Source organism: Cognatundibacterium jejuense, from assembly GCF_014284255.1.
GTDB classification, from domain to species: domain Bacteria; phylum Pseudomonadota; class Gammaproteobacteria; order Burkholderiales; family Burkholderiaceae_D; genus Undibacterium; species Undibacterium jejuense.
Genome location: NZ_JACOFV010000001.1, coordinates 161370 through 175339, shown reverse-complemented (window position 1 = coordinate 175339; position 13970 = coordinate 161370). Strand labels below are relative to the sequence as shown.

At 46.0% G+C, this 13970-nt stretch carries 11 protein-coding genes and 1 tRNA gene; 5 read left to right on the top strand and 7 right to left on the bottom strand.

The window, feature by feature from the left end; translation table 11 throughout:
* Positions 1–197: 197 nt before the first annotated feature.
* The 6 genes from clpX to H8K32_RS00820 all read right to left on the bottom strand — a co-directional run bounded on the left by clpX (position 198) and on the right by H8K32_RS00820 (position 8280).
* Positions 198–1463: an ATP-dependent Clp protease ATP-binding subunit ClpX gene (gene clpX / locus H8K32_RS00845; protein WP_186910569.1), complete on the bottom strand. Its 1266-nt coding sequence runs from the start codon at positions 1461–1463 to the stop codon at positions 198–200.
* Positions 1464–1636: 173 nt separating this feature from the next.
* Complete coding sequence (gene clpP / locus H8K32_RS00840) at positions 1637–2263, bottom strand: ATP-dependent Clp endopeptidase proteolytic subunit ClpP (RefSeq protein WP_281388283.1); 627 nt, start codon at positions 2261–2263, stop codon at positions 1637–1639.
* Positions 2264–2281: 18 nt separating this feature from the next.
* The gene (tig, locus tag H8K32_RS00835) at positions 2282–3631 is read right to left on the bottom strand and encodes a trigger factor (protein WP_186910568.1); all 1350 of its coding nucleotides are present in this window, start codon (positions 3629–3631) and stop codon (positions 2282–2284) included.
* A gap of 28 nt (positions 3632–3659) precedes the next feature.
* Positions 3660–3746, bottom strand: a tRNA-Leu gene (locus tag H8K32_RS00830).
* 257 nt (positions 3747–4003) lie between these two features.
* The gene (locus tag H8K32_RS00825; protein WP_186910567.1) at positions 4004–7105 is read right to left on the bottom strand and encodes an efflux RND transporter permease subunit; all 3102 of its coding nucleotides are present in this window, start codon (positions 7103–7105) and stop codon (positions 4004–4006) included.
* Positions 7102–8280 (bottom strand): efflux RND transporter periplasmic adaptor subunit, encoded by a 1179-nt coding sequence (locus tag H8K32_RS00820; RefSeq protein ID WP_343067916.1) that lies wholly within the window; start codon positions 8278–8280, stop codon positions 7102–7104. Before H8K32_RS00820 ends, H8K32_RS00825 begins: the two co-directional genes overlap by 4 nt.
* Before the next feature lie 165 nt (positions 8281–8445).
* On the opposite strand from H8K32_RS00820, the gene hpnC reads away from it, so the two are divergent.
* The 3 genes from hpnC (at position 8446) to H8K32_RS00805 (ending at position 10507) form a co-directional block, all read left to right on the top strand.
* A complete protein-coding gene (gene hpnC, locus H8K32_RS00815) occupies positions 8446–9255 on the top strand; it encodes a squalene synthase HpnC (RefSeq protein WP_186910565.1) in 810 nt (269 codons plus the stop codon).
* A gap of 325 nt (positions 9256–9580) precedes the next feature.
* The gene (locus tag H8K32_RS00810; RefSeq protein WP_186910564.1) at positions 9581–9763 is read left to right on the top strand and encodes a hypothetical protein; all 183 of its coding nucleotides are present in this window, start codon (positions 9581–9583) and stop codon (positions 9761–9763) included.
* Positions 9764–9838: 75 nt separating this feature from the next.
* The gene (locus tag H8K32_RS00805) at positions 9839–10507 is read left to right on the top strand and encodes a M24 family metallopeptidase (RefSeq protein WP_222612973.1); all 669 of its coding nucleotides are present in this window, start codon (positions 9839–9841) and stop codon (positions 10505–10507) included.
* 137 nt (positions 10508–10644) lie between these two features.
* On the opposite strand, the gene H8K32_RS00800 is transcribed toward H8K32_RS00805, so the two are convergent.
* Entirely contained in the window at positions 10645–11538 is an 894-nt protein-coding gene (locus H8K32_RS00800; protein WP_186910563.1) for a hypothetical protein, read from the bottom strand.
* Between the two features lie 234 nt (positions 11539–11772).
* On the opposite strand from H8K32_RS00800, the gene hpnD reads away from it, so the two are divergent.
* Both hpnD and hpnE read left to right on the top strand, forming a co-directional pair.
* Positions 11773–12606: a presqualene diphosphate synthase HpnD gene (gene hpnD / locus H8K32_RS00795; RefSeq protein WP_186910562.1), complete on the top strand. Its 834-nt coding sequence runs from the start codon at positions 11773–11775 to the stop codon at positions 12604–12606.
* Positions 12599–13948 carry a hydroxysqualene dehydroxylase HpnE gene (hpnE, locus tag H8K32_RS00790; protein WP_343067915.1) on the top strand — a complete coding sequence of 450 codons (1350 nt, stop codon included), beginning with the start codon at positions 12599–12601 and terminating at the stop codon, positions 13946–13948. Before hpnD ends, hpnE begins: the two co-directional genes overlap by 8 nt.
* Positions 13949–13970: the final 22 nt, after the last annotated feature.

The window sequence follows — 13970 nt, the reverse complement described above, 5'->3', positions numbered from 1 at the left end:
AGGCTAAAACACAAGCCCATCTTTTGGAAAAACAATAAAAAAAGCCACGCAGAGGGGATCTCCGGGTAGCTTTGCGATTGAAGCTATAATTTATTTGAGTTTATTCTACTGCGATTCAAATTAAATCGCACAATAACCATAAAAAAAAGGGGAATATTCCCCTTTTTTTAACAAATTTAAGTGATCTCGGCCAACAATTACGCGCCGGATACCTTTGGCTTATCTTGATAGATCAACAATGGCTTAGCACCGTTTGAAATAGTGCCTTCGTCGATGACGACCTTTTCAACGTTTTGATGACTAGGCAAATCGTACATGACGTCTAACAAGGCATGCTCAAGAATAGAACGCAAACCGCGCGCGCCAGTCTTACGCGCAATCGCCTTCTTAGCAATCGCCTGCAACGCCGCCGGACGGATTTCCAATTCAGTACCTTCCATCTCAAGCAATTTGGCATATTGCTTAATCAGGGCATTTTTTGGCTCGACCAAAATCTGGATCAAGGCTGCCTCGTCTAATTCGTTCAAAGTGGCAATCACTGGCAAACGGCCAACCAATTCGGGGATCAGACCAAACTTAATCAAATCTTGCGGCTCTGCATCTTGCATGACTTGACTTGCACTTTTCTCAGTCTGGCTCTTCACACTTGCAGAGAAGCCTATGCTACTACGCTCTGAGCGATCAGAAATGATCTTCGCCAAGCCATCAAACGCGCCACCACAGATAAACATGATGTTGGTGGTATCAATCTGAATAAAATCTTGATTTGGGTGCTTACGGCCACCTTGTGGCGGCACAGACGCCATCGTACCTTCAACCAATTTCAGCAGGGCTTGCTGCACGCCCTCACCTGAAACGTCACGAGTAATTGATGGATTGTCAGATTTACGTGAAATTTTATCAATTTCATCAATATAAACAATACCCTTTTGGGCACGCTCAACTTCATAATTGCAGTTTTGCAGCAATTTCTGAATGATGTTTTCTACGTCCTCACCCACATAACCAGCTTCAGTCAGCGTGGTTGCATCGGCGATCACGAACGGTACGTTCAGCATTCTGGCCAGAGTTTGCGCCAGCAAGGTTTTACCTGAACCAGTAGGACCTACCAGCAAGATATTACTTTTAGCCAATTCCACGTCGTCTTTTTTACCCAAATGCTTAAGGCGCTTGTAGTGGTTATACACGGCGACGGCAAGAATACGCTTCGCATTGACCTGACCGATAACATATTGATCCAGCAAATCGGTAATTTCTTGCGGGGTTGGTAACTCTGTCTTTGCACTGGCAATATTGTCAATTTCAGACACTTCATCGCGAATGATATCGTTACATAAGTCTATGCACTCATCGCAAATAAAGACTGAAGGCCCTGCAATCAGCTTTTTAACCTCATGTTGACTCTTGCCACAGAAGGAGCAATAGAGCAGCTTTTCACCACTGGAGGATTTTTTATCGGGCATAGTGCGAATATGAAAAAAACAAAATGAATTAGATCGGAATGGAAAGCATATTACCTGCAAAAACAATTTTAGTCATTGCATGAACTAAGTTTGCAAACAATTCCCAAATAATAGAAACGAATAAAAAAACGCCCGACCTGTTCAGGAGCGGGCGTTCATCCAATTCTGAGCAATTAAGCGCGATGAGTCAGCACCTTATCAATCAAACCGTATTCAACTGCTGCATCTGCTGACATGAAATTATCACGATCAGTATCTTTTGCTATCTGGTCAAGACTACGACCAGTTTTTTCAGCCAGAATACCATTCAGACGTTCACGCAAATACAAAATTTCGCGTGCCTGAATTTCAATATCAGATGCCTGACCTTGCGCTCCACCAAGTGGCTGATGGATCATGATACGAGAGTTAGGCAACGAAAAACGCTTGCCTTTCGCACCAGAAGCCAACAAAAATGCACCCATCGAAGCCGCTAAGCCAGTACACAGCGTTGATACATCTGGCTTGATAAATTGCATCGTATCGTAAATCGCCATGCCAGCAGAAACTGAACCACCAGGAGAATTAATGTACAAAGCAATATCTTTGTCTGGGTTTTCGCTCTCAAGGAACAACAACTGAGCTACCACCAGATTTGCCGTTTGATCATTGACCGGACCAACCAGAAAAACCACACGCTCTTTCAAGAGACGGGAATAGATGTCATAAGAGCGTTCACCACGCCCACTCTGCTCTATCACCATAGGCACCATGCCCAGCATATTTGTATCCAACGCCGAATTACGGATGATGCCTGTCATGTGTTTTCCTTTTTAAACTTAAGCTTGTGCGTTATTACCCATTAACTCATCAAATGGCAGAACTTTTTCTGTCACTTTTGATTTGCCCAACACATAGTTAACGACGTTTTCTTCTAATACAAGGGCTTCAACTTCAGCCAGACGATTACGATCACTGTAGTAGTATTTTACAACTTGTTGTGGATCTTCGTAGCTTTGAGCAAAATCTTCAACTTGCGCTTTGATTTGATCTGCAGTTGCTTGCAAATTGTTTGCCTTCACCAATTCAGCCAGGATCAGACCCAGACGAACGCGGCGCTCAGCTTGTGCCGCAAACAGTTCGGTCGGGAATGGTACGTCTTTGACGTTCATACCACGTTGAGCCATATCTTGACGAGTCATTTCAGCCAGACGCTCACCATCTTGCGCAACCAAAGTTTTTGGCACGTCAAAAGCAACTGCCTTTACCAACGCGTCCATGACGCTTTCTTTAGTCTTAGCTTTAACACGACCTTTTACTTCACGCTCAAGGTTTTCCTTGATATCGGCGCGCATTTTAACCAAATCGCCATCTTCAACGCCGAGCATTTTTGCAAATTCAGCGTCAACTTCTGGCAAATGTGCCCACTCTAACTTTGTCAGAGTAATTGTAAATTCAGCAGTTTTACCAGCTACGTCTTTACCGTGATAGTCTTCTGGGAACGACAATGGGAATGTTTTCGATTCGCCAGCTTTCAAACCGATGGTTGCCACTTCAAATTCTGGCAACATACGGCCTTCGCCCAATACAAAAGCAAAACCTTCAGCTTTACCACCAGGAAACTCAACACCGTCGATTTTACCGACGAAATCAACTGTAGCGCGATCGCCATTTTGAGCAGATTGATCTGCACCGCCATTACCGTGCGCACCCTCTTCGCCTTTAACGTGGAAATGTACACGTTGCTTACGCAGAATGTCGATCGTTTTGTCGATTTCGGCATCAGTCACTTCTGACTTAACTTGCTCAACTTCAGCAGCCGACAAATCGCCAACAACGATTTCTGGATACACTTCAAAAGTTGCATTGAAAGCCAAAGTGCCTTCAGCTACGCCTTCGTTTGCGCTTGGCTCTATACTAGGATAACCCGCTACACGCAGGTTGTTTTCGTTAGCCGCAGCAGCAAATGCCTGACCAACTTTATCATTCAACACTTCATTTTCGACTTGATAGCCGTATTGCGCAGCGACCATTTTCATTGGCACTTTGCCTGGGCGGAAGCCTGGTGCTTTTGCTGTACGTGCACGTACCTTCAAACGCTTTTCAACTTCTGATTTCACATCAGCGATTGGAAAAGAAATCGTGAGGCGGCGCTCCAATTTATCTAAAGTTTCGACTGCAGTTGCCATGAAAATCGTCCAAATAGTAAAAATTCTGTGGTGCGAGGAGGGGGACTCGAACCCCCACACCATTGCTGGCGTCAGGACCTAAACCTGGTGCGTCTACCAATTTCGCCATCCTCGCGGGATGAGTATGTTACATACCGGCATACATACGACAAGGCCGGTACAAAAGCAAAGGGCGACCCGAACATCTATCGTCGCCCGAAACTTATGCATGTGGCATTACAACTCCAGCCCGATATTCTACTGGATTTTGAATCAATATGTCTTATTTTTTTAACGCTTTTTAAGAAATACTCCAAAATTTTCATAAATGACTGATTTTGAAGTATTCGATCTGCGCTTAACATGAAAGCAACACATTGGAATTCAAGCCAACTAGATTGAATGCCCACCCTTTTTCACTTTAAACCAAGCGGCATACAAAGCTGGCAAAAATAACAAAGTTAAACCAGTCGCAATAATTAAGCCCCCCATAATCGCCACCGCCATCGGCCCCCAAAACACAGAGCGCGACAACGGTATCATCGCCAATACGGCTGCCGCTGCCGTCAGAATAATTGGACGGAAACGTCTTACCGCAGACTCAACTACCGCATTCCAAGGATCAACGCCAGCACCAATATCATGCTCAATTTGATCAATCAAAATGACGGAATTGCGAATAATCATACCGAACAAGGCAATGACACCTAATTGCGCAACGAAACCAAATGGCCGCTGCAAAATCAATAATGCCATTGCTGCACCAGCAACACCCAGGGGCCCAGTCAAAAAGACCAGCAAAGATCTTGAGAAGCTATGCAATTGCAGCATCAGCAAAGTGAAAATAATGAAGATCACCAAAGGCACATTTGCAGCGATAGAATCTTGCGCCTTGCCGCTATCGGCAGCAGCGCCGGCCAATTCAACTTTATATCCGGGGGGCAAATTCGCAATAATTTTACTTAGATGAGGCATGATCTGAGCGGAGACGGTCGGACCCTGAATACCATCAACCACATCCGACTGCACAGTCACCGCCCACTCCCTGCGCTCACGCCAGACCACACCAGGCTCCCACACCATTTTAATGGTCGCCAATTGCGACAAGGGCACCGATTTACCATTAGCTGTCGGCATGTTCGCATTGCTAAGTGCCTCAATCGTTGAACGCTCATCAATTGGCTGACGCACAACCATATCAATCAATTTATTACCATCGCGGAATTGACCAACTGTGGTACCAGTCAAAATGGTATTTGCCGCCCGCATCACGGTTTGAGAAGTAACACCAAGTGCGCGCAACTTATCCTGGTCGAGATCGATACGCACGACCTTGACCGATTCATTCCAGTTATCGTTAACACCCACCGTATTGGGATTGGTACGCATTACCTGTTTGACCTGGTCAGCAATGGCACGCACACCTGCGACATCCAATCCAGTAACGCGGAACTGCACCGGATACGGAACTGGGGGGCCGTTTGGCAACAACTTAACTCGACCACGCACCTCAGGAAAATCAACTTTGAATATATGCGTGATTTTTAATCGCAATTGTTCTCGAGCCTTCAAATCTTTCGCCAACACCACGACTTGCGTCACATTGGTTTGCGGCAAAATTTGATCGAGTGGCAAATAGAAACGAGGACTACCATTACCAACATAACTAGTAACGCTTTCCACCCCGTCCTGCTTTTGAATGAAGGCTTCAAATTTCTTCGTTTGCGTCTCGGTCGCCTTAAATGATGAGCCTTCAGGAAGCCACATCTCCACCATCAATTCTGGCCGACTGGAATCCGGGAAAAATTGTTGTTCGATAAATTTAAAACCAAACACACCCAGACCAAAAATACCCAGCGTAATCACTATCGTTGTTTTGCGCCACTCAACACACCACGACACCACGGTGCGGAAGCGACTGTAAAATGGCGTATCAAACAATTCATGGGGCTCACCACCTTCGGCATGCGGCTTCACTTTCAATAACAAATAACCAAGGTAAGGCGTAAATAAAACCGCTGCAAACCAAGAGATCAGCAATGCCAGCGCATTGACCGAGAACATAGAAAAGGTATATTCACCAGCCGCAGATTTCGCCAAACCAATTGGCAAAAATCCGGCTGCAGTAATCAACGTGCCAGTCAACATCGGCATTGCCGTCGATGTATAAGCAAAAGTTGCCGCGTCAAAACGAGAAAAGCCCTCTTCCATTTTGCGCACCATCATTTCAACCGCAATAATGGCATCATCCACCAACAAACCAAGCGCAATAATCAAAGCACCCAGAGAGATCTTATGCAAATCAATCTCTAAAATGTGCATAAACAAAAACGTAATCGCCAATACCAAAGGGATGGTTAAACCGACCACGAGGCCAGGCCAGACATCCAGACGGAATGGCTTGGTATGCAAACCTAAAGCCAGAAAACTTACCGCCAAAACAATGACAACAGCCTCAATTAAAGTATGAATGAATTCACCCACTGAGGCCTTGACCGCATCAGGCTGATTAGTAACCTGTTCCAGTTGTATGCCGACTGGCAATTTCGCTTTAACGAGCGCCACGGTAGCTTGTAAATTCTTACCCAACTCAACGATATTTCCACCTTTTTCCATGGAGATACCAAGACCAACAACATCCTTTCCGTTGAAACGCATTTTGTCATGCGGCGGATTTTGATATTCACGCTTTACGGTTGCAAAATCACCCAATCGGAAAGTCGTCCCGTTGGCACGCAGTTGCAGATTTTCCAGATCTTTCACCGCCATTAAGGCGCCAGAAATCCTGACCTGCAAATCACTGGATGAGGTGGTCAATATACCGGTAGCTTCAATACCATTTTGCGAACCAATTTGAGATACGATGGCATCAAACGAAATACCCAATTGCGAGAATTTCTTTTGCGAAAATTCGATATTGACCTTTTCATCCTGAACACCGAATAACTCGACCTTCGATACCATAGGGATGCGCAAGAATTGCTGACGTACAAAATCGGCATACTCCTTCACTTGCTCATACGTGAATCCATCGCCTGATAAGGCAAAGATTGAACCGTAGGTATCGCCAAACTCATCATTAAAAATCGGCCCAATAACCCCTGGCGGTAGCGTACTACGAATATCGCCAATTTTTTTGCGTACCTGATACCAGGCCTGCTGCACTTCCTTGGGTGGGGTTGACTCTCGCAATTCCAGCGTAATTAAGGTTTCGCCTGGCTTTGAGTAGCTACGAATGCGGTCTATATAGGGCGTCTCCTGAAGCTTTTTTTCCAGCTTATCTGTCACCTGATCTGCCATTTGCAATGCGGTCGCACCTGGCCATATGGCTTTTACCACCATCGCGCGAAACGTGAATGGCGGATCTTCATCCTGCCCTAAATGACCATAACTAAATATTCCACCCAATAACAGCGCCACCATCAAATAGCGCGTGAGTGGTATATGCTCTAAAGCCCATTTAGATAAATTAAAGCCACCAGATTTTTCACTCATTTGGACGCTCCAGCTGCAGAAGCACTGACGTCATTTGCTGACGCAAGATCAGCGCCGAGAATAGTCACACGTTGACCTGGCTTAAGGAAATTAACACCAGCAGTAACCACAGTTTGACCACCGGAAACACCGGCTGCAATCAAGACATCTTCGCCCGATGTACCCGCAATCTGCACTGGCACCAACTTCACTGCGCCCCGCTCCACGATCCACACCGAGGAATTTCCTTTATTTTGCAATAAAGCCGTCATCGGTATTTTGATGACTTGATTAGGGTTGCGAGCAATAAAGCGGACCGTAGCAGTCATCCCCAGACGCACATCAGTAGCATCGGCAGGCAAAATCACCTTAGCAATATAGGTGCGCGTGACTGGATCGGCGATCGGCGACAGCTCGCGCAACTTAGCAGACATGAGTTTATTTGGTTGCGCCCACAAGCTGACGTTTATATCCGTCATTTGTCGAATAGCATTGATTTTATTCTCAGGGACACCGACTATCACATCCATATCACCCGCCTGCGCGACACGAACTACCGGCGTACCAGCCGCCACCACCTGACCGACTTCGGCATCAACACTGGTTACCACTCCATCAACATCAGACTCCAAACTAGCGTAACCGGTTTGATTGCTTTGATTTTTATACGCAGCAAGCGCCTGCTCATAACTTGATTGCGCAGATTTAAATGCGACCTCTTTTCCATCTAATACTGTCGCTGCCACAAAATTTTTAGTACGCAACTCCTGATAGCGCTTCAATTCAGCCAGCGCCAGGTCACGGTTACTTTCCGCAGCAACTAAACCAGCTTTGGCCTGCACCTGCGCCAGAGCCAAGTCTTGCGGATCCAATTGCATCAGGAGCTGCCCGCGTTTTACAACTGTACCCAAATCTACTTTACGACTAATGATTTTGCCACCAACTCTAAAACCCAAGTGCGATTCGACTTTTGGGCGCACTTCCCCAGATAATTCCATTGCAGCTTCCGCGGTGGCACTTTTGACCACAATCGCCCGAACCGGACGAATATCTTCTGTCTTTTCTGTCGGTTTTGAGCAAGCTGCCAGCGTGGCAATCATTGTCAGTACCAGCCCTGCGCGTGACCATTGGGAGGCAAAGGATTTTTGCGCAAAAAAAATCTCACTGACACGCGAGGGGAATTGTAGTCTTGACACGGGAATTTCCTTTACTATGCAGGCTGTTGATGTCGAAGTACTTTCGAGCAACATGACAGAAAACCAAAATAACTGACTCAATAGTTAGTTATTATAGATAAGCACCTCTTTTTTGCCAATGACTTTTCAGTCATTAATAATTAAACTCTGATTTAAACGCTGAATATGACAGTAGAACACTACGAAAATTTTCCAGTCGCATCCTTATTATTACCCGCCAATCTGAGGTCGGCAGTAAGAAATATATACGCATTTGCACGCACCGCAGATGATTTTGCCGACGAAGGAAATGCGACACCAGAAGAGCGCATTGAGGCATTAGAAGGATACGAGCGGGAGATTAACGCCATAGAAGCAAATCTACCGAGCAAGTCGCAGGTCTTTCAACGTTTAGCAGAAACTATCAAAGAGCATCAATTGCCGCTACAACCATTCAGAGATTTACTGTCAGCATTCAAGCAAGATGTAACAACAACGCGCTACGCGACTTACGAAGATTTGCTTGACTATTGCCGTCGCTCAGCCAATCCTGTTGGCAATCTCATGTTGCATTTATATGGCGCCGCAAATGTAAAAAATCTGCAGGACTCAGACGCAATTTGTAGCGCACTTCAACTGATTAACTTTTGGCAAGATGTCGGCATCGATTGGGAAAAGCAACGTATATACATACCCCAAGAAGATTTGAAGCGCTTTGGCATCCCCCCAGAGTCAATCGGGCATAAGCCTGATAGCACTCAATGGCAACATCTTATGCAATTCCAGACGCAACGTGCAAGAGAGCTAATGCTATCCGGTAGTAGCCTGTGCAAGCGCCTGCCAACGAGGCTTGGTTGGGAATTAAGGCTGGTCGTACAGGGAGGTTTAAGAATTGCCGAAAAATCCGACCAGGTCAATGCGGACGTTTTCCGGCACCGCCCAAAATTAGATAAGCGCGACTGGTTTATTTTGTGCTGGCGCGCCATTTTCATGTAGCAAAAATAACCTCTTATTGCTCCGAGACAGGCACATAACATCCGTCCATTTAAAACTAAACAAAATCTAAGCAAAGGAAAGAAAAAAGTTGGCATTACTTAGGCCAAGAATTCGTTAATGGAGAATCATATTGCGTGGCAACACAATCAAAAGAACAAGAATCATGCTCTTAATCCCAATTTAAAGCATAATAGCAGCCATAAATTGTTCAACCTAGTTCTGTGAGTTTTCACCCCAAGAAAACAGCACTAACACTATATCGCTATCACTATATTTTTATAGCAAGACCTCAACTTTTTTAATTTAACAAAACAAGGCTACTGCCATGCGCGCTCGTGCGAAACTTTTCCCCCTCTTGGCATGCATCCTATCCCTCAACGCTTGTACAGTGCTAGCGATCGCTGATGCCGCAGTCTCAACCACTGTGCACGTAGGAAGCGCGGTTGTTGGTACTGCCGTCGACGTAACCAAAGCAGGCGTTGGCGCAGTCGCAGGAAGCGGCAAATAATTGCCACTGCGCAAGCAAAGGTCAAACACAAAAAACATCATGCCAACTGAACTCGAGATTTCTCAGCACCGCCAGGTGCAAACTGCTGCAAAATCGACTCTTGCACGACTAGAGAATCTCATTACGGCTGACGATACCGAAAAAAGTATCGCCAGGAAAGCACAAGAACTCCTGGCAGAACAGGGCTACCCAGATACCTGGTACTACAACTGCCCTGCATTGGTACTACTAGGCTCTCGCAGTTGCGTATCCATCTCAGGTCGAGAATACGAACCGCGAGACGAACCCGTTGGCATTTCAAATCTGATCACCATTGATTTAAGTCCAGTTCACAATAAGGCTTGGGGTGATTGCGCACGCTCCTTTGCCATCGAAAATGGTAAAGTAACCAAAACTCCCCAGTTGCTTGAATTCAAGAACGGTTTAGGATTCTTGGAACAAATGCACGCGCAAATGCTGAAATTGGTGCGACCACAAACCACTTTTGGCCAGTTGTTTGACTGGGCAAATATGCGGATCCGACAAAATGGATTTGTCAATCTTGACTATAGAAACAATGTTGGCCACAGCATTGCCACCGACAGGGATCAACGACAATTTATTGAAACCAATAACACGACATTGTTGGCTGATGTTCCTTTTTTCAGCTTTGAGCCTTTCATCAGACTCAAAGGTGGTAAATGGGGATTCAAAAACGAAGGCATTTTCTACTTTAACGACCAAGGTGTTTTAGAGGAGCTCTAAGAGTCTCTGCTAACGCTCAACCAACACGGTCTGAAAAATAGATAAATAAAAACCGGACTAGCGGCAATGTGCTGATAGTCCGGTTTTTTATTATAAATACTAGTCCCGTAAAACAACGGAACCATACACACTAAGAACTACTGACAAGTCACTGCAATATTTGCAGATGCACCAGGATTCGCTAAGTTTGCAGTACCATTGCCATTTTGCACCGTGCAAGTCTGACCATTAGGCTGAGTTGTGACTGCCACAGAGTAGTTCATCCCGGTTAACAAACTCCAGGAAAAATTATAAGTACCAATCGTAGAAACAGTTAATGGATCGCCCTCCTTACGTGCGATTGAAGTATTCGTCAAAGTGACAGAATTACCCGCTGTCAAACCAGTTACCGTGAAAGTTACCGGAACAGCAGTAACACAGTTAACGCCGATCAAGGGGGGGGAGAGTTTCGGATTATTGTCAGCAACGCCCGTTCCGTTTGCCACGGTACAATACTGCCCAGGCGGGGGCAGTGCTACCGTGACATTGTAGTTGTACCCACTAACAACCCAGGTTGGCAAAACAAAAGTTCCGTTTGCAGAAATCGCACCAGCTGGGGTATTGTCAGCACTTGTACTCACATTTGTCGCCGGATTGGTAATATTATTAATCAAATACAGTTTGCTACCATCTGCCAGACCACTTAAATTGCCGTTAATTTGAACATTAGGAACGCAAGTGACAGCGACATTCGCAACACCAGTAGAACTGTTCATGGTACCAGTACCGTTGGCGACAGAACAGTTCACGTAACGAGGCTGCTGATACACAGAAATAGTATATTGAGCGTTACTCGCTTCTGTGAATGAAAAAGAACCATCTGCACTCAGGACTTGCGTATAGTTACCCTCATTTTTCAAGCCCACGGTATTTGTACCGCTCGTGCCTAGACCAGTTACAGTGCCACCAACAGTCGTATAGACGAAGCCACCACAGCCAGCGAGTACAATAGCCACACCGCTTAAAATTCCAGCAATTTTCGATTTATTCAAGATATTTGTCCAAATTTAGAGTTTTGTACCAAAAGCAAGCTCATTTTTATCTGAGCAATAATATAATGCGCCCACTATTATACGAGCTAGCGCATTTTGGATTCATAATTCTGCGATCCGATTACATTAAGATACTTATTTTAGCCATGTCATGGCAAGTACTTCATGTTTGCACAAAGTTTGTTAGCATATCGACTTTACTCGGCTTTGTGCCGATTACTTACATAAAAAAGCATGTCTCCAGACGAATATTGCCAACAAAAAGCAGCCCAGAGTGGCTCCAGTTTTTATTACAGCTTTCTGTTTCTGCCAGCAGAAAGAAGAAAAGCCATCACGGCACTCTACGCATTTTGCCGCGAGGTTGACGATGCCGTCGACGAAAGCAGCGATGATATGCTCGCTCGCACAAAATTGGCCTGGTGGCGAAAAGAGCTTCAAGCTATGCTGGAAAATGCGCCAACTCACCCGGTAACCAAAGCCCTGCTTCCGCATATGGCAACCTACCAGCTACAGTCAGAACATTTATTTGCCATCATAGACGGCATGGAAATGGATCTCAACCAGACGCGATACCTGGATTTCACCGGATTACAAAAATATTGCTGGCATGCCGCTGGCGTTGTTGGTATTTTGTCCGCAAGCATTTTTGGTATAACCAACCCCAAAACCCGCGAATTTGCGGAAAAATTGGGGCTGGCTTTCCAGATGACCAACATCATCCGCGACGTTGGAGAAGATGCGCGTAAAGGCCGGATATATCTACCGGTCAACGAGTTACAAGAATTCAAAGTCACCGCCGCTGATATTTTGAATGCAAAACACAGTCCGCAATTTGAGGCATTGATGCAATTTCAATACGAACGTGCGCAAAAATTATATGACGAAGCGCTCGCTTTACTACCAGCAGAAGATCGCCGCGCACAGCGCACGAGTCTGATTATGTCATCCATATATCGCACTCTTTTAATAGAAATTCAGCGCGATCATTTTCAGGTACTAAATCAACGTATTTCCTTAACGCCGATCCGGAAACTGTGGCTCGCCTGGAAAACCTACGTCCGTGGCTAAATCCTCACGTAAGCACATTGCAGTCATTGGCGGCGGCTGGGCAGGTTGTGCGGCCGCGGTCCAATTAACTAAGCAAGGACACCAGGTTAGTTTATTTGAAGCGTCACGCACGCTCGGCGGACGTGCACGCGCGGTTGAAGTAAATGGACTCAAAGTCGACAACGGTCAGCACATTCTACTTGGCGCTTATCAGCAAAGTCTGCAAATAATGCGCGAAGTCGGTATCGATATGGAGCGATCGTGCTTACGCCTGCCCTTGCAAATGATTTACCCATCTCATGAAGATGGCATGCAATTCATTGCGCCAAAATCCGGATTCATCCCTGCCCCGCTGCATTTAATGATCGCTTTGTGGCAATCAAAAGGATTAGAGAAAGCCGACAAACTAGCACTCGCTCGCTTCTCGTCGACGGCACGCTGGATGGGCTGGAAGTTATACCAAGACTGCAGCGTCAGCGAGTTGCTGCAACGTTTTGATCAAACCGAACGCTTATGCCGGTTGATGTGGAACCCCTTATGCGTTGCTGCTCTCAATACACCACCTGAACGCGCATCAGCGCAGGTATTTTTGAACGTTTTGCGAGATAGTCTTGGTGCCAAGCGTGCAGCATCCGACATGTTGATTCCACAGTTGAATTTATCCGCACTGTTTCCCGAGCAAGCCGCAGTTTTTATCCAGAGTAAAGGCAGTAAGCTGAGTCTGGGACAAGCAGTCACAGGGGTAAGTCAACATGCGAGTATGCCGGGTAAATGGCAACTCAATTTAAGCAAACAAGAAACATCAGACGAGCATGCGTATTACGATGGCATTATCATTGCCACCGACTGCAGCAACGCAAAACGCCTGCTGAAGTCAGCGAACAGCGATACCGTCTTGCCAGAATTTGAATTTGAAGCGATTACTACCTGCTACCTGAAGTACGCGGCCGATATACGGCTACCAGGTGCGATGTATGCCTTGTGCGATGCGCCTCAACAGGAAAAATGGGGGCAATATGTGTTTGATCGCGGCTATCTGCACATTGAGCATGCTGGCCTCTTGGCAGTCGTAATCAGTGCGCCACAAAACCCCAACTCTATCGAACACGATAAGATTGCCAGTGCGATTGCAAACCAGTTGGCTGAGAGTTTTCAGTTGCCTGCATTAAAACTACCGCTCTGGCATCAGATCATCACAGAAAAAAGGGCAACGTTCAGTTGCACACCTGCGCTTACTCGCCCGACAAACACGACCGATCAGGCGGGTCTATTGTTAGCGGGCGATTATACTGCTGGCGATTACCCCGCCACTATCGAAGCGGCAGTAAGAAGCGGCATTTCTGCCGCCAAACGATTGCAATAATGACCGACATACCACCAATCAA

Bases quoted from the DNA above. Each gene is read 5' to 3' on its own strand.
- clpX (WP_186910569.1), bottom strand. From the start codon at position 1,463: ATGCCCGATAAAAAATCCTCCAGTGGTGAAAAGCTGCTCTATTGCTCC.
- clpP (WP_281388283.1), bottom strand. From the start codon at position 2,263: ATGACAGGCATCATCCGTAATTCGGCGTTGGATACAAATATGCTGGGC.
- tig (WP_186910568.1), bottom strand. From the start codon at position 3,631: ATGGCAACTGCAGTCGAAACTTTAGATAAATTGGAGCGCCGCCTCACG.
- H8K32_RS00825 (WP_186910567.1), bottom strand. From the start codon at position 7,105: ATGAGTGAAAAATCTGGTGGCTTTAATTTATCTAAATGGGCTTTAGAG.
- hpnC (WP_186910565.1), top strand. From the start codon at position 8,446: ATGACAGTAGAACACTACGAAAATTTTCCAGTCGCATCCTTATTATTA.
- H8K32_RS00810 (WP_186910564.1), top strand. From the start codon at position 9,581: ATGCGCGCTCGTGCGAAACTTTTCCCCCTCTTGGCATGCATCCTATCC.
- hpnD (WP_186910562.1), top strand. From the start codon at position 11,773: ATGTCTCCAGACGAATATTGCCAACAAAAAGCAGCCCAGAGTGGCTCC.